This is a genomic window from Kribbella alba (genome assembly GCF_039529635.1).
Classification (GTDB): domain Bacteria; phylum Actinomycetota; class Actinomycetes; order Propionibacteriales; family Kribbellaceae; genus Kribbella; species Kribbella alba.
The window spans coordinates 407,827-429,499 of sequence record NZ_BAAANE010000002.1 but is presented as its reverse complement, the minus strand read 5'-3'; the positions used below and the strand labels follow the sequence as shown (position 1 = coordinate 429,499).

The window sequence follows — 21,673 nt, the reverse complement described above, 5'->3', positions numbered from 1 at the left end:
GACCACCTGGCGCAAGTGGCAGGCGTGGCGTCGCCGGGTGATCAAGATCTACGACGCCCAGCGGCAACGGTGCCCCTTGTCAGCCCTGACGGACCAACTCGGTACTGCGGATCCGGCGACCCGCAAGATCGTGCTGGAACTGGTCGACCGGTGGCACGAATACCTGGCGAAGGGTGTCCAGGCGCTGAAGGACTCGGGGGAGATCGGCGCAGGCGTTGACACTGCCAAGGCGGCCACCTCCATCCTGACCGCCCTGACCGGTGGCGTCGGCCTCCTGCAGTCGACTGACCGCATCTCCTACCTGGAGGTCGCGCTCAGCGAGGCCATCGACAATCTCCGCCGTTTGTAGCTCCCGCACTCCTCAGCAGCGCGGCTCAGCGTTTGCCTTCGCGCCACTCCCGCTCGAAGGGCAGACGCCAGGCCCGGGGAGCGATCAACTGGTGGATGGCGTTGGGTCCCCAGGTGCCCTGGGCGTACGGCTTCACCGGTGGCGGGTCCTCCAGCAGCGGCGCGGACCTCTCCCAAAGAGACTCGATGCCCTCGGCAGTCGTGAAGAGCGTGTGATCGCCGCGCATCGCGTCCAGGATGAGGCGTTCGTAGGCCTCGAGCACGTCGCCGGCTGCCTCCGTCTCCTGCGTGGAGAACTGCATGGACAGCTTCTCCAGCCGCATCCCCGGCCCCGGCCGCTTGCCGTAGAACGACAGCGACACCCGCGACGAGTCGGCGAGGTCGAAGGTCAGGTGATCAGGCCCCTGCGAACCGACGCCCGAGCCGGCCGGGAACATCGTCTTCGGCGCCTCCTTGAAGGCGATCGAGATGATCCGCATGCCCTCGGCCATCCGCTTGCCGGTGCGCAGGTAGAACGGCACGCCCGCCCAGCGCCAGTTGTCGATCCCGACCTTCAGCGCGATGAACGTCTCGGTGTCCGAGTCCGGCGCGACGCCCTCCTCGCCGCGATACCCGCCGTACTGGCCCCTGACAACGTCGGTCGGGTGGATCGGCAGCATCGAGCGGAAGACCTTGTTCTTCTCCTCCGAGATCGCGCGCGGTTCCAAAGCGGTGGGCGGTTCCATCGCGACGAACGCGAGCACCTGCAGGACGTGCGTGACGACCATGTCCTTGAACGCGCCGGTCGGTTCGTAGAAGGTGGCGCGCTGGTCCAGGCCGAGCGACTCGGGGATGTCGATCTGGATGTGGTCGATGAAGTTGCGGTTCCAGATCGGCTCGAACAACCCGTTCGCGAACCGGAACGCGAGGATGTTCTGCGCCGCCTCCTTGCCCAGGAAGTGGTCGATCCGGAAGATCTGCGCCTCCTCGAAGGTCTCGTGCACGAAGTCGTTCAGGGCCACCGCACTGGCCAGGTCGTCCCCGAACGGCTTCTCCATCACCACCCGGGCGCGATCGACCAGGTCGGCGTCCCGCAACATGGCGATCACCGATTGCGCGGCCTTGGGTGGCACCGACAGATAGTGCAGCCGCCGCGCGTCGGGACCGAGCAGGGCCTCGGCGTTCTTGACCGCGGCGGCCAGTGCCTCCGGCCCCGCGTCGCGGGCGACATACTCGAGCCGCTCGGAGAACTGCGCCCACTCCTCATCGGTCATCTTGTGCGTGCCGAAGGTGTCGATCGCCTGCCGTGCCCGGGCCCGGAACTCCTCGGTCGTGAGCGGCTCGGTCGCCGTACCGATGATCCGTACGTCGGGGGCGAACCGTGACTGCTGCAGATAGGCCAGTCCCGGCAGCAGCTTCCGCTTGGCCAGGTCGCCGGTGGCGCCGAACAGGACGATGACGTGCGGCGCGAGCGGCTCGGGATCCCGGCGCGACGGCCGCGAACCGGGCGACGGATAGGCGATGGTCTGAGTACCGTCAGGCATTCTCGTCCCTCCCAACACGCCGCCACCGGACCCGTGCCGGGGCCTGCACCCAGAAGTCTAGGCACGGTCACCCGGGTCCGCCCTGCTGGCAGGCTAGAACAATTTCCCGGTAGGACGCCGGGTAATGCGAATCGCCTCCCGATCGACTTGATCGAGAGGCGGGGAAGATGGTCTGACAGGCGCCCCCGGCAGGATTCGAACCTGCGCACCCGCCTCCGGAGGGCGGTGCTCTATCCCCTGAGCTACGGGGGCTCAGGAACGAGCGAAACAGTACCAGGGAATCCGGCCAGGGCCCGAATTGGGGGAGACCCTGAACGGTCCCTGGAACGTCCGCGGGGCGGCATCGACCCGGTCGGTCTGGGCGTCATAGTGGTCGTATGCCCAACTGCCGAAAGGAATCCTGAACCATGGCTACCACCTTGGTCCGTCCGAGCCGCGGTCGCTGGATCGGCGGTGTCTGCGCCGGCCTGGCTCGCCGGTTCGGCATCTCGCCGAACGTGATGCGCCTCATCTTCGTGATCAGCTGCGCCCTGCCGGGTCCGCAGATCCTGATCTACATCGCGCTCTGGGTCCTGATGCCCTCCGAAGACTGACCCGGCAGCCATCGGGCCCGGTTCGACGGCGGCGGGAGTCGGCATGAAAGCCTGCTCCGCATGAGAGTCCGGGTGCTGGCGTTCGTCGCCGCGCTGAGCCTGCTGCCCGCAGTGAGCGGCTGCCAGGTGGGCCCCGCGCCGCCCGGACCCGTGGAGATCCGGTCCGGGCCGCCGCCGTGGGACGCGCCGCGCGACGCCGTGTCGTACATGGACAAGGCGGGATTCGAACGGTTGCCCCTCGACTTCCGCGGACAGTCGCCGTACCAGGTGAAGTTGTCGGTGACAGTCACCGGCACGGCGGTGCAGATCCCGGCGGGCATCGGCGTGGACCGGGTCCGCGCCGAGCAGGCCGCCATCCACACTCACGCCACGGACGGGCTCGTGTACGTCGAGGCGAGGACGAAGGCCGAACGCCCGACCCTGAAGCAGTTCTTCGAACTCTGGGGCGTCCGGTACGACGGCAAGTGCCTGGGCGACGCGTGCTCCGGCCTGACCGTCCGGGTGAACGGCCAACCAGCAGCCTGGGACACCAAACTCATCCGCGAGAGCACGATCCAGGTCGCCGCCGAACGCTGACCGGCGTCCGGCACAATCGAGGGATGCCCCGACGCTCCTCCGCCCGGTCCTCGCGGACCACCGGAAACTCTCCCGGCGCCGCTGCCTCCGCTCCCTGCCCATGCGGCCTGGGAGCGCCTTACGCCGAGTGCTGCGGTGCCTTCCACGCGGGGCGCTCCGCCGCGCCTACTGCGGAGCGGCTGATGCGGTCGCGGTACGCCGCCTTTGTCGCCCAGGACACCGCCTACCTACTGCGGACCTGGTCCGCCGGAACGCGGCCCGCGGAGCTCACCCTGGACCGCGGAATGCGCTGGACCGGCCTCGACGTGCTGGGCTCAACTGGCGGATCGGCCTTCCACACCGAAGGCACGGTGGAGTTCACCGCGCACTACCGGGTCGGCGGTGCGGACGGGGAGCAGCACGAGAACAGCCGCTTCGTCCGCGAGGACGGGCTCTGGGTATACGTCGACGCAATCCAGTGAGGCGGCGGGATGGCGTGTACCGGGCAGTGGATGCTGAGTCAAGGGTTCGGGGGCAGGGCCATTAGGCTGGGCCGGTGACTCCGGAACAGCTCGCTGAGAAGATCCTGCAGGCCCTGACCGCGCTCGTCGACGACGGCACCATCACTGTCGACGGCGGACTGCCGGGCGAGCTGAAGGTCGAGCGACCCAAGAACCCCGAGCACGGGGACTACGCCACCAACGTCGCCATGCAGCTCGGCAAGCGCTCCGGCATGCCGCCGCGGCAGTTCGCGGAGCTGCTCGCGGCCAGGCTCCAGGACGACCCGGCCATCAGCGCGGTGGAGATCGCCGGCCCGGGCTTCATCAACCTCCGGGTCGCCGCCGACGCCCAGGGCAAGATCGCCGGAGCGATCGTCGAGGCGGGAGCGGCGTACGGGAGCAGCGACGCGCTGAAGGGCCAGGCGATCAACCTCGAGTTCATCTCGGCCAACCCGACCGGCCCGCTGCACCTCGGGCACACCCGTTGGGCGGCCGTCGGCGACGCGCTCGCCCGGGTGCTCGCGAAGGCCGGTGCGGTGGTGACCCGGGAGTTCTACGTGAACGACCGGGGCGCCCAGATGGACAAGTTCGGCGCCTCCCTGCAGGCGTCCGCGCACGGTCGGCCGGTGCCGGAGGACGGCTACCACGGCGAGTACATCAACGAGCTCGCCCAGCGGATCGTGCAGGAGGTCCCCGGCATCACCGAGTTGCCCGAGGATGAGCAGCTGGTGGCGTTCCGCGAGGCCGGGTACGAGCGGCAGCTCAAGGAGCAGCAGGAGCAGCTCGAGCACTTCCGGACCAAGTTCGACGTGTGGACGTCCGAGCGGAGCCTGCACGAGCAGGACGGCGTCGGCCATGCGGTCGAGAAGCTCCGGGCGCAGGGTCACCTCTACGAGGCCGACGGCGCGCTCTGGATGCGGACCACCGACTTCACCGATGACAAGGACCGGGTGCTGATCCGGTCCAACGGCGAGCCCACCTACTTCGCGTCCGACGCGGCGTACTACGTGAACAAGCGCGAGCGCGGCTTCGAGGTGGCCATCTACCTGCTCGGCGCCGACCACCACGGGTACGTGAACCGTCTGAAGGCGATCGCGGCCTGCGCCGGCGACGATCCCGAGCACAACATCGAGATCCTGATCGGCCAGCTGGTCAAGATCCTCAAGGGCGGCGAGGAGATGAAGCTGTCCAAGCGGGCCGGCACCATCGTCACGCTGGCCGAGCTGGTCGAGGAGGGCGGCGTCGACCCGCTGCGGTACACGCTGTGCCGCTACCCGGTGGACTCCCCGCTGACGCTGGACATCGAGGAGATGACCCGGCAGGTCAGCGAGAACCCGGTGTACTACGTGCAGTACGCGCACGCCCGGCTGGCCTCGATCCTGCGCAACGCGGACGACCTCGGCATCAAGCTGGACGAGTTCGACCCCGGACTGCTCAGTCACGAGCGTGAGGGCGACCTGCTCCGCGCCCTGGCCGAGTTCCCCCGGGTGGTCGCCACTGCGGCCGAGTTGCGCGAGCCGCACCGGATCGCGCGGTACCTGGAGGACACGGCCTCCGCGTTCCACAAGTTCTACGACAGCTGCCGGGTGCTGCCGCGCGGCGACGAGGAGGTCGAGTCTGTGCACAAGGCCCGGCTGACCTTGGTCGGCGCCACCAGGACCGTGCTGGCCAACGGGCTGGACCTGCTCGGCGTCACCGCTCCGGAGCGGATGTGAGGGCGCACGAGGCGGGGACGCTGCACGCCGACATCGGACACCGGGCACCGCCCTGGCTGCGGGCGCCGCGGGACGTCAACGACCTGGTCACCCCGCTGTGGTCGACGAACTCGAAGAAGAACGCTGACGGCGCGCTCGAGGTCGGCGGCGTCGACGTCCGCGAGCTGGTCGAGCAGCACGGCAGCCCGGCGTACGTGCTGGACGAGGCGGACTTCCGCGCGCGCGCCCGCGCGTTCAAGGAGGGGTTCAAAGGCTTCGACGTCTACTACGCGGGCAAGGCGTTCCTCTGCACGACGATCGTCCGCTGGGTGATGGAGGAGGGGCTCAACCTCGACATCTGCTCAGGTGGCGAGCTTGCCGTCGCGCTGCGCGCCGGAGCCGATCCGCGTCGGCTCGGGTTCCACGGCAACAACAAGTCGGAGCAGGAGCTCGCCCGCGCGCTGGACGCCGGAGTGGGCCGCATCATCGTGGACTCGCAGTACGAGATCTCCCGGCTGATCGAGCTCGCCAAGGAGCGCGGCGTCGTGGCCCCGGTGATGATCCGGGTCACGGCCGGCGTCGAGGCACACACCCACGAATACATCGCGACAGCGCACGAGGACCAGAAGTTCGGCTTCTCGATCACCTCGGGCGCGGCCTACGATGCCGTTGCCCGGGTCAACGAAGCTCCCGAGCTCGAGCTGCTCGGGCTGCACTCGCACATCGGCTCCCAGATCTTCGACTCGTCGGGGTTCGAGGTCGCCGCGAAGCGCGTGATCGCCTTGCACGCAAGGGTTTCCGACGAGCTAGGCGTGGACATGCCGGAGCTCGACCTCGGCGGCGGCTTCGGAATCGCCTACACGACCCAGGACGACCCGTCCGACCCCGCCCAGCTGGCCACCGAAATGGGCAAGATCGTCGAGCACGAGTGCCGGGCGTTCGGCGTCGACGTGCCGAAGGTGTCGATCGAGCCCGGCCGCGCGATCGTCGGACCGGCCGTCTGCACGGTCTACACGGTCGGCACCGTCAAGGAGGTCGAGCTCGACGCCGGCGCCTCCCGCACCTACATCTCCGTCGACGGCGGGATGAGCGACAACATCCGCACCGCCCTGTACGACGCGGACTACTCCTGCACGCTCGCCAGCCGGTACTCCGCTGCGGAGCCCGCCCTGGCCCGGGTGGTCGGCAAGCACTGCGAGTCCGGCGACATCGTGGTGAAGGACGAGTTCCTGCCGTCGGACGTGATCCCGGGCGACCTGGTCGCAGTACCGGGCACGGGGGCGTACTGCCGCTCGATGGCCAGCAACTACAACCATGTTCCGCGACCGCCTGTGATCGCGGTCAACGACGGTCAGTTGCGCGTGGTGGTCCGCCGCGAGACCGAGGAAGACCTGCTGCGCTTGGACATGGGCGCCGAATGACGTTGCCGGCCGGCTGACCTCCTCCCGATCGGCTGGACACGGAGAGTGTTCTCGTCCACCCCCAAAATGGGGGCATCGGACCCCCCGGCGGTACCCCAAAACAGATAGTTTCCCGGCCGCGTCATTGCTTTCCCCGAGCAAGGGAACACAAAGTGAGCCCACGACCTGTCATGAAGTTGTCATGACGGAGCTTTGAGAGCGGCGCGACTGCAGTAGGTCGTGCCGCGCGGGGACAAAAGGGGGAAGGAGCGGGCCCGGGCCGCCGAAGGCGGTTTCCCGGGTGGGGTGGGGACGACCGAGGGTGCTGCCTCGGTCTTCGCAAAAGGTCGATGTCTCGCGGTTGCCACTGTCTGTACCGCGGTACGCATCGAGGGTTTTCGGCGGTCTGGCGATTTCGCCGCACCGCCTTTCCGTAGTGCCCGGGGAGGGGCTCGCAATGCGACCACAATCTCAGTTCAGAAAGAGGCGCTGGGGGCTCGGCGCCTTCCGGCGGGGGGCGACAAGCGCCGTCACCATCACCGCGATGATCGCGGTATCGGCCAGCCTGGCCATGATGCCGGCGGGCGCGGCCGCGCCGGTAGGAAATGGATTCACGGTGACGGCGGCCGACATCGCCTTCATTCTCAAGCAGATCAAGATCGCCGAGGAGCACTCGGCCACGCTGACGCCGGCCAATCCCTGCGGGACGCTGGTGGGTCCCGGCGCGAACCAGGTACCGGACCGGCTCACGACGTACGGTCTGCGGACGGTGGACGGTTCCTGTAACAACCTGTTCCCGGGGCGCGAGACCTTCGCGGCGGCCGACGTGCCGTTCCCGCGGTTGACCAACCCGAACTTCCGGCAGGCTGAAGCGAGCCCGCCGGGCTTCTTCGGTCCGGGCGGCCCGAGCTTCGGGTCCAGCTCGTATGCGCAGAAGAAGGGTTTCGTCTTCGACAGCGAGCCGCGCGTGATCAGCAACCTGATCGTGGACCAGACCTCCACCAACCCGGCTGCGATCGCGGCGGCAGGGAATCCGGTCCGCACCCAGCAGAACCCCGGCGTGCATCCCTGCACCACGGACCCCGACCCGGGCCCCCCTGAGGTGATCGGCGTACCGGCCGGCTGTATCCCGTCGCACCAAACCCTGTTCATCCCGAACGTGACCACTGACGTCGGCCTGTCGCCGCCGTACAACAGCATGTTCACGTTCTTCGGGCAGTTCTTCGACCACGGCGTCGACCAGACGGTCAAGAGCGGCGGCACCGTGTTCGTTCCGCTGCGTGCGGACGACCCGCTGATCACCCTCGGCCCGGACGGCAAGGCCGGCACCGGTGACGAGGTGCCGCCGGGCCAGCGCTTCATGGTGCTGACCAGGGCGCAGAACCAGCCCGGTCCGGACGGCAAACTGGGCGACGACCCGGCGACTACGACGGTCGACGAGAGCGCCGACGACATCCAGAACGCCAACAACACCGACAGCCCCTGGGTCGACCAGTCCCAGACCTACACCTCGCACGCCTCGCACCAGGTCTTCCTGCGCGAGTATGCGAACAATGCCGCGGGCAAGCCGGTCTCGACGGGCAAGCTGCTCGGCGGACTGGGCGCCGGCCTGACCTACGCCGGCTCTCCGGACGGCCGGGACGGTATCTCGTCGTGGGCATCCACCAAGAAGCAGGCAGCCGACCTTCTCGGTCTGCAGTTGGCCGACACGGACGTGACCAACATCCCGATGATCGCCTCGGACCCGTACGGCAACTTCATCCCCGGCCCGGCGCGCGGACTTCCGCAGTACGTGACCGCAACCGGTCTGGTCGAGGGCTGCCGCACGGCTGACGCCGGCTGCACCGGTCCTGTCCCGGTGCCGGCCAACGCGCGGCACTTCGACACGCCGTTCCTGACCGACATCGCGCACAACGCCGACCCGTCGCCGGTCGACCATGACAACAACCCGGGCACCCCGCCGCAGGCGCCGATCGCGGACGCGGACAACACGCCGTCGGCGAACTTCGCGGCACAGCCCGCGGGGACCTACGACGACGAGATGCTGGACGCGCACTTCACCTGTGGTGACGGCCGGTGCAACGAGAACATCGCGCTGTCCACGATCCACCAGGTGTTCCACTCCGAGCACGACCGGCTGGTCGACGACATCAAGGCCACGATCGCAGCAAACCCGGACCTGACCGCGTCGTACAACGCGCCGCACCCGTTGGGTGCCGGTGGCCCCGATGTCAGCTTCGGAATCGGCGGACGGCTGTTCCAGGCCGCCCGGTTCGTGACCGAGATGGAGTACCAGCACCTCGTCTTCGAGGAGTTCGCCCGCAAGGTGCAGCCTGCCGTGCGGCCGTTCCACGTCTACAGCCCGGACATCAACCCGGCTGTCGAGGCCGAGTTCGCGCACGCGGTCTACCGGTTCGGGCACTCGATGCTCGATGACACGGTGGCCCGCACCAACGTGGACGCGACCACGAACGCGAAGAGCGACAACTCATTGACGCTGCTGAAGGCCTTCTTGAATCCACCGGAGTACTTCAATGGTGGCTCGGCTGGAGTCCTGACGCCGAAGCAAGCGGCAGGCAGCATCGTGATGGGGTCTTCCGACCAGACCGGCAACGAGCTTGACGAGTTCGTCGTCGAGACGCTGCGCAACAACCTGCTCGGTCTGCCACTGGACCTGCCCACGCTCAACATGACCCGGGCCCGCGACGCGGGTGTTCCCCGGCTCAACGACCTGCGCCGGCAGATCTTCAACGAGACCAACGACGGTCAGCTGACTCCTTACACGGACTGGTCGGACTTCGGCCAGCACCTGAAGCACCCGGAGTCGCTGATCAACTTCGTCGCCGCTTACGGCAAGCACCCGTCGATCACGGGTGCGGCCACTGCTACCGCCAAGAGGGATGCAGCCAGGGCGATCGTGAACCCGAACGCTAGCGACGTTCCTCCGGGCGACGCTGCTGACTTCATGTTCAGCACCGGCGCCTGGGCGAGCAACGCCGCCGGCGTGACGAACACCGGCCTCGACGACGTCGACCTGTGGGTCGGCGGTCTGGCAGAGGTCACCAACCTGTTCGGCGGCCTGCTGGGCACGACGTTCAACTACGTGTTCCAGACCCAGCTCGAGAAGCTGCAGGACGGAGACCGGTTCTACTACCTGGCCCGGACCCCCGGCATGAACCTGCGGACCCAGCTCGAGGGCAACTCGTTCTCCGAGCTGATCGAGCGGAACACTGAAGGCACCAGCACGCTGAAGGCCGACGCATTCGCAACGGCCGACTGCAAGTTCGAGCTGGCCAACCTGAACGGGACGCCGGCGGGATTCACGCAGTTCGGCAGCACAGTCGCCGACGACCCGGCGTCTGCCGACTGCGACGAGTCGCTGCTGCTGCTGCGCAAGCCTGACGGGACGATCCAGTACCGGCAGACCAACACTGTGGATCCGAGCGGCATCAACGGTCAGTCGGTTTACAACGGCACGGCCGGTGTCGACCGGGTATTCGGCGGCAACGACAACGACACGATCTGGGGCAACGCCGGTAACGACATCATCGAGGGCAACGGCGGCGACGACGTGGCGCTCGGTGGCGACGGCAACGACATCATCACCGACCTCGGTGGTGCGGACGTGCCCAAGGGTGGTCCAGGCAACGACGCTATCGACGCTGGAATCGGCGACGACATCCCGATGGGTGGCGACGGGCAGGACTTCATCAACGGTGGTGCCAACGACAACGAGACGTTCGCCGGGCCTGGGAACGACTTCGTCATCGCGGGCCAAGGTGCCGACGCCGTGTTCGGCGACGGTGGTGACGACTGGATCCAGGGTGGATCCGGCCAGGACCTGCTGCAGGGCGACCACGGAGCGCCGTTCTTCGACGACCCGGCCCAGACAGCACCAGGTAACGACATCTTCATCGGTCAGGTCGGCGAGAACGACTACGACGCAGAGGGTGGCGACGACCTGATGGCCCAGAATGCGGCCGTCGACCGGAACGCCGGTGCGGGTGGGTTCGACTGGGCATTCCACCAGTACGACACTGTCGGTGCTGACGACGATATGGAGATCAACAACAACCTGCCCGGACTGCCGATCCAGGTAGTCATCAACCGTGACCGGTGGCAGGAGACCGAGGCCGTGTCCGGCTCGGCGTTCAACGACAAGATCAAGGGCACCTCGGTGGCACCGTCCACCCTGGGTGGAGCCGGCTTCTCCGGCTGCGACGCTCTCGACCCGACCGGTGTGGCCCGCATCGCAGGCCTCGGCCGTCTGGTCACGACATTCCCGTCCCAGCTCGCACCGATCGTGGACGCGTCACCGGGCAAGTACTGCCCGCTGGCCGGCCGCGGCGCGACCGACGCGGCTCCCCAGATCAACGGACAGGGAACTGTCTGGGGCGAGGGTGACATCATGCTCGGCGGTGCCGGCAGCGATGAGTTCACCGGCCGCGGCGCCGATGACATCATCGACGGCGACCACGCGCTCAGCGTCCGGATCAGCGTCCGGACCGACGCGGCGAACCCGGCCAGCGAGATCGGATCGGCCGATCTGATGGAGCACCAGTACCTGCGGGATGCTTCGGGCGCTCTCACCGGCCCGACGCTGCAGGCGGCGGTGTTCGCGGGCACGGTCGACCCGGGCAACCTGGTCGCAGTTCGTGAGATCAACATGAACCCGGCCACTACCACGGCGGCCACCTCGGCAGCAGGCGACTGCACCGCGGCCGCCCCGACCAACTGCGACGTGGCGGTCTTCTCCGCGGCGCTGGCCACCTACACGATCACGAACAACGCCAATGGCAGCGTGACCGTGAACAGCAACGGTGGTGCAGACGGTATCGACACCCTCTGGAACGTGGAGCAGTTGCGCTTCACCGACCAGACCGTCGGTATCAGCCTTCCGTCGGCACCCACTGCGGTGACCGCGACGGCAGGCAACGGCCAGGCGACCGTGAACTTCACGCCGGGGGCAGCAACAATCCCGCCGACGAGCAGCTTCACGATCACGGTTCGCAACGCGGCGGGCACGGCGGTGGGAGCTCCCATCACCGGTGTCACGGGCAGCCCCAGGGTTGTCACCGGGCTGACGAACGGCCAGTCCTACACGTTCACGGTCAAGGCCGTGAGCTCGGCAGGCACTGGTCCCGACTCGGCACTGTCGAACGTAGTCACTCCGACTGCGCCGCCGGCAGTACCGGGACCGGTGACAGGTCTCACCGCGGCGAGGAACGGGTCCGGCTCTGTCGGCCTGGCCTGGACTCCGCCGGCAGGACCGAAGACCAGCTACACGGTCCAGGTACGAGACGGTCTGACTGGCCTCGTGCTGATCAGGACCATCACCGGTGTCCCAGGCACGGCGACCGGAACCACGGTCACCGGCTTGACCGGCGGCACCTCGTACAGGTTCCGGGTCTTCGCACTGAACGCCACGGGCACCGGCCCAGGCGTCAATGTGGGTCCGATCACGGCGCTGAGCGTGCCTAATGCGCCTGCCATCACCTCGGTGGCACAGGGTGCGCTCGGTGGAGCGCTGACGGCGACCGTGAACTGGTCGTTGCCGGCCACCGGTGGATCGCCGATCACCTCCTACCGGGTGAGGATCATGAGGATGAGTTCAGCGCTGGCGACCGCGACCGAGGTCAGCTTCACCACGCAGACCGTGGCTCCCACGCCGAGGTCGCTGACGGTCACCCTGGCTCCGGGCAACTACCGGTTCCGGGTTGTCGCTACCAACGCGGTCGGGACGTCGGCTCAGTCGGCTCAGTCGGCCAACGTGGTTCCGCGGTAAGCGAAGCCGTGCGGTCCGGGAGGGTCCCGGGCCGGACGGACAACAACAGTAAGTAGAACCTGGCTGGACCCCGCGCCTTCATCAAGGCCCGGGGTCCAGCGCCGTCCCGATAAGGTCGCCTCGCGTATTGCGGGGTGGAAGCGATGTCCAGCCTGCGGGCAGCGGTCGGTAGGCTTGGCCGGTGATCAACCTGGACCCAGAGGCTGAATGACGATGCGGAAACCCTTGAAGGTAGCCCTGCTCGGCTGTGGCGTCGTCGGTACAGAGGTGGTCCGGATCCTCGCCGAGCGGGCCGACGACCTGGCCGCCCGGGTGGGCGCGCCGCTGGAGATCGCCGGCATCGCCGTCCGCCGGGCCGGCCGCGAGCGTGACATCGCCGTCGACCCCGCGCTGATCACCACGGACGCCCAGGCGCTCGTCGCCCGCGGTGATCTTGACCTCGTGATCGAGGTGATCGGGGGGCTCGAGCCCGCCCGCAGCCTGATCCTGACCGCGCTGGAGAACGGCGCCTCCGTCATCACCGCGAACAAGGCGCTCCTCGCCGAGGACGGTCCGACCCTGTTCGCCGCCGCCGAGAAGTACGAGCGCGACCTGTACTTCGAGGCAGCCGTGGCCGGGGCGATCCCGATCCTGCGCCCGTTGCGCGAGTCGCTGGCCGGCGACGACGTGACCCGGGTGATGGGCATCGTCAACGGCACCACCAACTACATCCTCGACAAGATGGACTCCACCGGCGCCGGGTTCGACGAGGCGCTCGAGGAGGCCCAGGCCCTGGGGTATGCCGAGGCTGACCCGACCGCCGACATCGAGGGGTTCGACGCCGCCGCGAAGGCCGCGCTGCTGGCGAGTTTGGCCTTCCACACCAGGGTTTCCATCGCCGACGTGCACCGCGAGGGCATCACCGAGGTCTCCGCGACGGACATCGCCTCGGCCCGCGAGATGGGCTGCGTGGTGAAGTCGCTGGCGATCTGCGAGCTGGACGAGGCGACCGATTCGGTCAGCGCCCGGGTCTACCCGGCGATGATTCCGCTGAGCCACCCGCTGGCCTCGGTCCGCGACGCTTACAACGCTGTTTTCGTGGAGTCCAAGGCAGCGGGCGAGCTGATGTTCTATGGTCGTGGTGCCGGCGGCGCCCCGACGGCCAGCGCTGTCCTCGGGGATCTCGTGACCGCCGCGCGCAACCGGCTCAAGGGCGTGCCGGGGGTCGGCGAGTCGTCGTACACCCAGCGGGCCGTCCGGCCGATGGGTGACGCACTGACCCGCTACCACGTATCGCTGGACGTGGCCGACAAGGCCGGTGTGCTGGCGGCGGTGGCCCACGAGTTCTCCGAGCACGGCGTGTCGATCCAGACCGTCCGCCAGGAGGGCCGGGGCGGTGACGCTCAGCTCGTGGTGGTCACCCACACCGCCACCGATGCTGCTCTGTCCGCGACCGTGGAGGCCCTGCGCGAGATGGACATCGTCCGCGAAGTCAGCAGTGTGATGCGGGTCGAAGGGGATTGATCGCGATGGTTCAGCAGAGGCCACAACAGCCTTTTCAATGGCGAGGCGTGATCGAGGAATACCGGGACCGGCTGCCGGTGTCGGCGGACACTCCGGTGGTCACGCTCGGCGAAGGCGGGACGCCGCTGGTGGCCGCTCAGTGGCTCAGCGAGAAGACCAACTGCGAGGTCTGGCTCAAGGTCGAGGGCAACAACCCGACCGGCTCGTTCAAGGACCGCGGCATGACCGTGGCGATCTCGCTCGCCGCTCAGGCGGGGGACAAGGCCGTCGTCTGCGCCTCGACGGGGAACACGTCCGCCTCGGCGGCCGCCTACGCAGTACGGGCCGGGTTGTTGCCATTGGTCCTCATTCCGGCGGGCCGGATCGCCAAGGGCAAGCTCGCGCAGGCGATCGTGCACGGCGCCCAGTTGGTCTCGGTCGACGGCGGGTTCGACGACTGCCTGCGGATCGTGCGGGAGCTGGGCAAGAACTACCCGGTCGCGCTGGTGAACTCGGTGAACCCGGTCCGGCTGGAAGGTCAGAAGACGGCCGCGTTCGAGGTGTGCGACGCGCTCGGCGACGCCCCGGATCTGCACGTCCTGCCGGTCGGCAACGCCGGCAACATCGCGGCGTACTGGAAGGGCTATCGCGAGTACGCGAAGGACAAGCTCGCCTCGAGAACCCCGCAGATGTGGGGATTCCAGGCCGAGGGCGCCGCGCCGATCGTGCGTGGCGCGATCGTCGAGCACCCCGATACGGCCGCGACCGCGATCCGCGTCGGCAACCCGGCGTCGTGGACGCTGGCCGAGGCCGCGAGGGACGAGTCGGGCGGCCGGATCGAGGCCGTCACCGACGACCAGATCCTCACCGCACAACGCGATCTGGCTGCTCGTGAAGGCGTCTTCGTCGAACCTGCCTCGGCCGCGGGCGTCGCCGGGTTGCTCGCCACGAAGGCGGCCGGCCGGCTGGATGGCGGTCTGACGGTGGTGATCACTGTCACAGGGCACGGCCTGAAGGACATCGATACGGCGCTGTCGTATGCCCTGCCGCAAGAGACTCCGGTGACACCTGCCGATACCGATGCTGTGGCACGCGTAGCCGGGCTGGTGTGAGTTGCGGCCGGTCCGCGTCAGGGTCCCCGCGACGAGCGCGAACCTGGGCCCCGGCTTCGACGCCTTCGGACTGGCCCTGACCCTGTACGACGAGTTGACCGTGACTCCGGGTGGTTCGGGAGTCACGGTCAAGGTGGTCGGCCCCGGCGCCGGCGAGGTGGCTCTGGACGAGTCGCACCTGGTGGTCCGGGCGATCCGGGCCGGGCTCGAGTCGCTCGGAGCGGCAGTACCGGGGTTCACCTTGCGCTGCGAGAACCGCATTCCGCACGGCCGCGGTCTCGGGTCTTCCTCAGCCGCGATCGTCGGCGGTCTGGCTGCTGCCTATGGACTCACCGGTACGCCGCTCGACCGCGACAAGGTGGTTTCGCTCGCTCACGAGATCGAGGGACACCCCGACAACGTGGCAGCGAGTGCTCTCGGTGGATTCACCATCGCGTGGACCGAAGGCGACACCGGCCGGGCGATCCGGCTGGAACCCGTGGCCGGACTGTCGGCGGTGGCGTATATACCGGACACGCGCGTGCTGACGAAAGAGGCGCGCGGGTTGTTGCCCAGCGCAGTACCGCATGAGGATGCGGCGGCCAACGCCGGGAAAGCGGCACTGCTGGTCGCGGCCTTGACCAGCAGGCCAGAGTTGCTGCTCACGGCGACGGAGGACCGGCTGCATCAGGAGTACCGGGAGTCCGCGATGCCGGAGAGTCTGGCGCTGGTTCACAAGCTTCGAGGGAGCGGTCTGCCGGCGATTGTGAGTGGCGCCGGTCCGACCGTGCTGGTGCTGGGCTACCCAGCTGGGAGCCCGCCCGCGGCACCCGACGGCTGGTCGCGGTACGAGTTGGGGATCGATCCAGTCGGAGTACAGGTCTGGTCGGAGGAGGTCCGGTAGAAACCTGGGCCCGCGGGGAATGTTCGATTCTGAACGCGCGTTGTACCCCTCGAGTCAGCAGATTGACCCTCAGTGGTGCTAGTCTCGACTCACCCGATCCCCTCCAGGTGATCGGCGAACTCTCGCCGCTTCCGGGCTTTGCTCCCGACACCCAGGTGTATGTGGCGACCTCCCTGTGAAGGACTTGCGCCGCCTGCGCCGGATATCTCCGGGAGGAACCGGATTCAGCGAGAGCCTCTTATGCCCACGTCACCGTTTCGTCGGTCGTGGGTGATGATTCCGGGCGATGACCTGAGGACATCGTCCATCCGTGTGGGAAGGACCTCACGTGACAGAAATTGTTGAAGCCTCCACCGGAGCCGACGCCACGTCGGCCCCGGCAGAAGCGGGCGCCACCACGCGCCGTCGCAAGACCGGAGGCGGCCTCGAGGGCATGCTGCTCCCCGAGCTCAAGCAGCTCGCCGGGACGCTCGGCATCAAGGGCACCGGCGCTCTGCGCAAGGGCCAGCTGATCGAGGCGATCAAGGCTGCCCAGACGGGCGGCGGCTCAGCGGGGACCTCGCGGTCCCGGGCGAGCCAGCCGACGCTGGACGAAGCGGTCGTGGAGCCGGTGGTCGTGCAGCGCTCGAAGAGCACTGACGCCGAGGCTCCGGTGCGCGAGGGCGGCAGTCGCCGTGCCCGTGCCGCGGCCGCCGAGAACGGGACGGCCGACCAGAACGGCGCCACTGTCGTCGAGACGACAGTCGCGCAGAACGGTGCCGCTCCGGCCGAGGCCGTCCAGGCCCCGGACAAGAGCGCCGACACCGAGAACCGTGGCAGCACCGAGGACCGCGCGGGCAACCGCGACGCGAACCGTCGCGATCGTGGGCGGGACAACGCCAACCGCGACGGCGGCAACCGCGAGGGCCAGCGCAACGACAACCGCGCCGACCAGAACCGCGAGAGCCAGAACCGCGACGGCCAGAACCGCGACCAGCAGAACCGCGAGAGCCAGAACCGCGAGGGCCAGAACCGCGACCAGCAGAACCGTGACGGGCAGGCCCGGGACGGTCAGCAGAACCGCGAGGGTCAGCGCAACGACCGTGGCGAGCAGCGCAACGACGGCCGCGGCGACAACCAGCGCACCGACAGCCGGCAGAACCAGAGTGACCGGGGCGAGGATGGCGACGGACGTCGCCGTCGCCGCCGGGGCCGCGATCGCGACCGGGGTCGTGACGCCGGTGGCCGCGACACCGGGCGCGACAGTGGTCGCAGCCGTGGTCGCAACGAGCGCTTCGAGCCGGAGCCGACCATCAACGAGGACGACATCCTCGTGCCGGCCGCGGGCATCCTCGACGTGCTCGACAACTACGCCTTCGTCCGGACCAGCGGCTACCTGCCCGGCCCGAACGACGTGTACGTCGCACTCTCGATGGTGAAGCGCTACGGCCTGCGCAAGGGCGACGCGATCACCGGTGCGGTGAAGCAGCCGCAGGACGGCGAGCGCAAGGAGAAGTTCAACCCGCTGGTCCGGATCGACACCGTGAACGGGTCGGACCCGGAGGTCGCCAAGCAGCGGCAGGACTTCAACAAGCTCACCCCGCTCTACGCGACCGAGCGACTCCGCCTGGAGACCGAGCCGGGCGTGCTCACGACCCGGATCGTCGACATCGTCAGCCCGATCGGCAAGGGCCAGCGTGGCCTGATCGTCTCGCCGCCGAAGGCCGGTAAGACGATGGTGCTGCAGGCGCTGGCGAACGCGATCACCACGAACAACCCCGAAGTACACCTGATGGTCGTGCTCGTGGACGAGCGGCCTGAAGAGGTCACCGACATGCAGCGCACGGTCAAGGGTGAGGTCATCGCCTCGACCTTCGACCGGCCGGCCGACGACCACACCACGGTCGCGGAACTGGCCATCGAGCGGGCCAAGCGCCTGGTCGAGCTGGGCCACGACGTGGTCGTGCTGCTCGACTCGATCACCCGGCTCGGGCGGGCCTACAACATCGCCGCCCCGGCCAGCGGCCGGATCCTGTCCGGTGGTGTCGACTCGTCCGCGCTGTACCCGCCGAAGCGGTTCTTCGGTGCGGCCCGCAACATCGAGGACGGCGGCTCGCTGACCATCCTCGCGACGGCGCTGATCGAGACCGGCTCCAAGATGGACGAGGTCATCTTCGAGGAGTTCAAGGGCACCGGCAACATGGAGCTCCGGCTCCGCCGCGAGTTCGCCGACCGGCGCATCTTTCCTGCCATCGACGTGGTCGCCTCCGGTACCCGCCGCGAGGAACTGCTGATGAGCAAGGACGAGACGACCGTCGTCTGGAAGCTCCGCCGGGTGCTGTCCGCGCTCGACGGCCAGGCGGCCCTGGAGCTCCTGATCGGCAAGCTCAAGGAGAGCAAGTCGAACATCGAGTTCCTCCTCCAGGTCAACAAGACCACCCCGTCCGCCGGCGGCCGCAACACCGACGACGGCAACTAAGCCGCACCGCCTGGTGAATCGCCCCGGAATTCCGGGGCGATTCGTCAGGTCGGGCCATCAGATGGCAGACTTGTCTGTTGGTTCCGGTTCACGGCCGCACCAGCGGGCGACCCGGACCGCCTTTGACTCGAGGAGATCCATGAAGAGCGACATCCACCCGAACTACGTGGCGACCAAGGTGACCTGCACCTGCGGCGCGACGTTCGACACGCACTCGACCGCGGAGAACGGCGTGATCCACGCCGACGTCTGCTCGCAGTGCCACCCGTTCTACACCGGCAAGCAGAAGATTCTCGACACCGGTGGCCGCGTGGCCCGCTTCGAGAAGCGGTACGCGAAGAAGTAGCGACTTTCCGGCGCCGGTCCACGAACCCCCTGGGTTTCGGGACCGGCGCCGTTGCGTTGTCCAGGTCACGAGGAAGAGAGGAGTGCGGGATGTTCGAAGCGGTACAGACGCTCAAGGCGGAGTACGCCGAGCTGGAGCGGCAGCTGGCGGACCCCGAGCTGCACTCCGACCAGGGCAACGCCCGCAAGGTCGGCAAGCGGTACGCCGCTCTCGCGCCGGTGGTCCGGACCTATGACGAGTGGTTGCAGACCGCGGACGACATCGAGGCGGCCCGCGAGCTCGCCCATGAGGACCCCTCGTTCGCCGAGGAGGCGACCAAGCTGGAGGTCCGCCGCGAGGAGCTGGCCGAGAAGCTGCAGGTCCTGCTGGTGCCGCGCGATCCGAGCGACGACAAGGACGCGATCCTGGAGATCAAGGCCGGCGAGGGCGGGGACGAGTCCGCGCTGTTCGCCGGGGACCTGCTGAAGATGTACCTGAAGTACGCCGAGTCGCAGAACTGGAAGACCGAGGTGCTCGACTCGGCCGAGTCGGATCTGGGCGGCTACAAGTCGATCACCGTCGCGGTGAAGGCCAAGGGGACCCCCGAGCCCGGCGAAGCGCCGTACGCGAAGTTGAAGTTCGAGGGTGGCGTGCACCGGGTCCAGCGGGTTCCGGTGACCGAGTCGCAGGGGCGGATCCACACGTCGGCGGCCGGCGTTCTGGTATTGCCCGAGGCGGAGGACGTGGACGTCGAGATCGACCCCAACGACCTGCGGATCGACGTGTTCCGGTCGTCCGGTCCGGGTGGGCAGAGCGTCAACACGACCGACTCGGCGGTGCGGATCACCCACCTGCCGACCGGAATCGTGGTCTCGATGCAGAACGAGAAGTCCCAGCTGCAGAACCGCGAGCAGGCGATGCGCGTACTGCGGTCCCGCCTGCTCGCCGCGGCTCAGGAGACCGCCGACCAGGAGGCCTCGGACGCCCGGCGGCTGCAGATCAGGACGGTGGACCGCTCCGAGCGTGTCCGCACCTACAACTTCCCGGAGAACCGGTTCTCCGACCACCGGGTCGGCTACAAGGCGCACAACCTCGACCAGGTTCTCGGCGGCGACCTCGCTCCGGTGATCCAGTCGCTCACCGAAGCCGATCTCGCCGCGCGACTCGAGGCCGTCGACTCCAAGTGAGCACGAGAGCCCTACTCGCCGAGGCGACCAGCAAACTGCGGGAAGCAGGCGTCGCTTCACCCGACTATGACGCGGCCGAACTCCTTGCCCACCTGGCCGGAGTCAGCCGAATGCAACTCGGCCTGATCGAGCTCACCGACCAGCAGAAGGGCCAGTACGACGGGTTGGTGGCTCGCCGGGCGGCGCGTGAACCCCTCCAGCACCTCACCGGTACTGCGGCCTTCCGCTATCGGGAGCTCGCCGTAGGGCCCGGGGTGTTCGTACCGAGGCCGGAGACCGAGGTCCTCGTCGGCTGGATCCTCGACCGGATCGCCTCGGTGGAATCGCCGCTGGTGGTCGACCTGTGCAGTGGTTCCGGCGCGATCGCGGGAGCCGTGGCCACCGAGCGGCCGGACAGCACGGTTCACGCGGTCGAGTTGTCCCCGGAGGCCTGCGTCTGGGCCCGGCGCAACCTGGCCGGTACCGGGGCCACCTTGCACGAGGGCGACATCGACGGCTGCCTGCCGGAGCTCGACGGACTCGTCGACGCGGTGATCGCCAACCCGCCGTACATCCCGTTGACCGCCTGGGAATCCGTCACGGCCGAGGTGCGGGATCACGATCCGGCGCTGGCGTTGTGGTCGGGTGACGACGGGCTGGACGAGATCAAGGTGGTCGCCGCCACCGCGGGCCGGCTACTGAAGCCTGGTGGGTGGTTCGGGTGCGAGCACGCCGATGTGCAAGGTGAATCGGCACCGGCGGTCTTCGCCGCAACGGGCTTGTTCACCGAGGTCCGCGACCAACTCGACCTGGCCGGCCGCCATCGGTTCGCCACCGGCCGCCGGGTCTGAGCGCTCACTCGTAGACCACGAACTCCGGCCGGGGCTCGAGTGACATCACCTGCTGTGGCGTCATCAACGCACCATGCCGGGAGTCCTCCTTGTAGAAGAGCTTGAAGCCGGCGTGGACACCTGGCGCCATGACCGGCGTGAGCTTGCGCCAGGTGGATTCCTTGTCGATCCGGTCGCCGATCCCGTCGACGGACTTCACCATCGCGACGCCGGGATGCTGCTTGAGCGCCTTCTCGTTGCCGATGATCCGCAACGAGAGCTGGTGGAATACGAAGACCTTCTCGGGCAGATCGTTCTGCTTCACCAGACCCGACAGGTAGGACGCGATCGAGTCGAGCTCGGCGCCGGTCGTCCGGCCGAAGACCCTGCCGGGCACCTGGCCCGGGCCGACCGCCCACTCGGGGTCGAACGCGAGCCCGACATCGGGTTCCCTCAGCCAGCGTTCCTGCCGCTTCACCTCGTTGAGGATGTGGGCGCGGCCGGGCTGGATGTCGAGCAGCAGCAACATCCGGTGCTTGCGGGCCACCGTCAGATAGTCCTGGATCTTGTCGTCGGAAAGGCGGCTGCGGTACATCCCGTCCTTGCCGGCGTGCCCGTTCGCGACCACCACGATGAGCTCCATCACCGGAAGGGGAGTCCGTCCGTTGGCGTAGGCCCTGGCCAGCGCCTCCAGCCTGGTCGCCTTGGCCTCGAGGTCCTTGTCCAGCGGCCCGAGGGCGGGGGAGCCGGGCAGGCCGACGTACCCGACGAGCTGGTACTTCGGGAAGATCTGCCGCCCGCCGCGAGGCAGGTCCCCGTCTTGGACCGGCGTCGGCGTCGCTGAAGACGCGGAGCTGCTGGCGGTGGTCTTGCTGGAGGGGGAGGGCGACCCGCTGGCCTCTTCGTCGCTGCAGCCGGTGAGCGCGGCGAACAGCAGAGTCAGCGCCGCCAGAGTGACGGGAAGGGTGCGCGCTTGAACCACCGGACTAGACAACCATGCCGGGCCGACAGATCCCCGT

At 68.4% G+C, this 21,673-nt stretch carries 16 protein-coding genes and 1 tRNA gene; 14 read left to right on the top strand and 3 right to left on the bottom strand.

What is annotated here, in order from left to right:
* Window positions 1-37 precede the first annotated feature (37 nt).
* Window positions 38-349, top strand: a complete 312-nt coding sequence (locus ABD210_RS03945) for a TetR family transcriptional regulator C-terminal domain-containing protein (RefSeq protein ID WP_344108791.1) — start codon at window positions 38-40, stop codon at window positions 347-349.
* Window positions 350-374: 25 nt separating this feature from the next.
* Here the strand turns inward: ABD210_RS03945 and zwf are convergent, their stop codons facing one another.
* Together zwf and ABD210_RS03935 are read right to left on the bottom strand one after the other, a co-directional pair.
* The gene (zwf, locus tag ABD210_RS03940) at window positions 375-1,871 is read right to left on the bottom strand and encodes a glucose-6-phosphate dehydrogenase (protein WP_344108789.1); all 1,497 of its coding nucleotides are present in this window, start codon (window positions 1,869-1,871) and stop codon (window positions 375-377) included.
* Window positions 1,872-2,051: 180 nt separating this feature from the next.
* Window positions 2,052-2,123 (bottom strand) — tRNA-Arg (locus ABD210_RS03935).
* 155 nt (window positions 2,124-2,278) lie between these two features.
* Here ABD210_RS03935 and ABD210_RS03930 point away from each other — a divergent pair.
* The 13 genes from ABD210_RS03930 to prmC all read left to right on the top strand — a co-directional run bounded on the left by ABD210_RS03930 (window position 2,279) and on the right by prmC (window position 20,675).
* A complete protein-coding gene (locus tag ABD210_RS03930) occupies window positions 2,279-2,464 on the top strand; it encodes a PspC domain-containing protein (RefSeq protein ID WP_344108787.1) in 186 nt (61 codons plus the stop codon).
* Window positions 2,465-2,524: 60 nt separating this feature from the next.
* Window positions 2,525-3,040: a hypothetical protein gene (locus ABD210_RS03925; protein ID WP_344108785.1), complete on the top strand. Its 516-nt coding sequence runs from the start codon at window positions 2,525-2,527 to the stop codon at window positions 3,038-3,040.
* Between the two features lie 23 nt (window positions 3,041-3,063).
* Window positions 3,064-3,501 (top strand): YchJ family protein, encoded by a 438-nt coding sequence (locus tag ABD210_RS03920; RefSeq protein WP_344108783.1) that lies wholly within the window; start codon window positions 3,064-3,066, stop codon window positions 3,499-3,501.
* Between the two features lie 74 nt (window positions 3,502-3,575).
* On the top strand, window positions 3,576-5,234 hold the full coding sequence (gene argS, locus ABD210_RS03915) for an arginine--tRNA ligase (protein ID WP_344108781.1): 1,659 nt from the start codon (window positions 3,576-3,578) through the stop codon (window positions 5,232-5,234).
* On the top strand, window positions 5,231-6,634 hold the full coding sequence (lysA, locus tag ABD210_RS03910; RefSeq protein ID WP_344108779.1) for a diaminopimelate decarboxylase: 1,404 nt from the start codon (window positions 5,231-5,233) through the stop codon (window positions 6,632-6,634). The genes argS and lysA overlap by 4 nt, the downstream gene beginning before the upstream one ends.
* Before the next feature lie 523 nt (window positions 6,635-7,157).
* Window positions 7,158-12,398, top strand: a complete 5,241-nt coding sequence (locus ABD210_RS03905) for a peroxidase family protein (protein ID WP_344108777.1) — start codon at window positions 7,158-7,160, stop codon at window positions 12,396-12,398.
* Between the two features lie 207 nt (window positions 12,399-12,605).
* On the top strand, window positions 12,606-13,901 hold the full coding sequence (locus ABD210_RS03900) for a homoserine dehydrogenase (RefSeq protein ID WP_425552618.1): 1,296 nt from the start codon (window positions 12,606-12,608) through the stop codon (window positions 13,899-13,901).
* Between the two features lie 5 nt (window positions 13,902-13,906).
* Window positions 13,907-14,992 (top strand): threonine synthase, encoded by a 1,086-nt coding sequence (gene thrC / locus ABD210_RS03895; protein ID WP_344108772.1) that lies wholly within the window; start codon window positions 13,907-13,909, stop codon window positions 14,990-14,992.
* Between the two features lies 1 nt (window position 14,993).
* Window positions 14,994-15,875 (top strand): homoserine kinase, encoded by an 882-nt coding sequence (thrB, locus tag ABD210_RS03890; protein ID WP_344108770.1) that lies wholly within the window; start codon window positions 14,994-14,996, stop codon window positions 15,873-15,875.
* 328 nt (window positions 15,876-16,203) lie between these two features.
* Complete coding sequence (gene rho / locus ABD210_RS03885) at window positions 16,204-18,333, top strand: transcription termination factor Rho (RefSeq protein ID WP_344108768.1); 2,130 nt, start codon at window positions 16,204-16,206, stop codon at window positions 18,331-18,333.
* Between the two features lie 139 nt (window positions 18,334-18,472).
* Window positions 18,473-18,679, top strand: a complete 207-nt coding sequence (gene rpmE, locus ABD210_RS03880) for a 50S ribosomal protein L31 (RefSeq protein ID WP_344108766.1) — start codon at window positions 18,473-18,475, stop codon at window positions 18,677-18,679.
* 89 nt (window positions 18,680-18,768) lie between these two features.
* Window positions 18,769-19,845, top strand: a complete 1,077-nt coding sequence (prfA, locus tag ABD210_RS03875; RefSeq protein WP_344108763.1) for a peptide chain release factor 1 — start codon at window positions 18,769-18,771, stop codon at window positions 19,843-19,845.
* On the top strand, window positions 19,842-20,675 hold the full coding sequence (gene prmC, locus ABD210_RS03870; protein WP_344108761.1) for a peptide chain release factor N(5)-glutamine methyltransferase: 834 nt from the start codon (window positions 19,842-19,844) through the stop codon (window positions 20,673-20,675). Before prfA ends, prmC begins: the two co-directional genes overlap by 4 nt.
* Window positions 20,676-20,679: 4 nt before the next feature.
* On the opposite strand, the gene ABD210_RS03865 is transcribed toward prmC, so the two are convergent.
* The gene (locus ABD210_RS03865; RefSeq protein WP_344108758.1) at window positions 20,680-21,636 is read right to left on the bottom strand and encodes a hypothetical protein; all 957 of its coding nucleotides are present in this window, start codon (window positions 21,634-21,636) and stop codon (window positions 20,680-20,682) included.
* Between the last annotated feature and the right edge of the window lie 37 nt (window positions 21,637-21,673).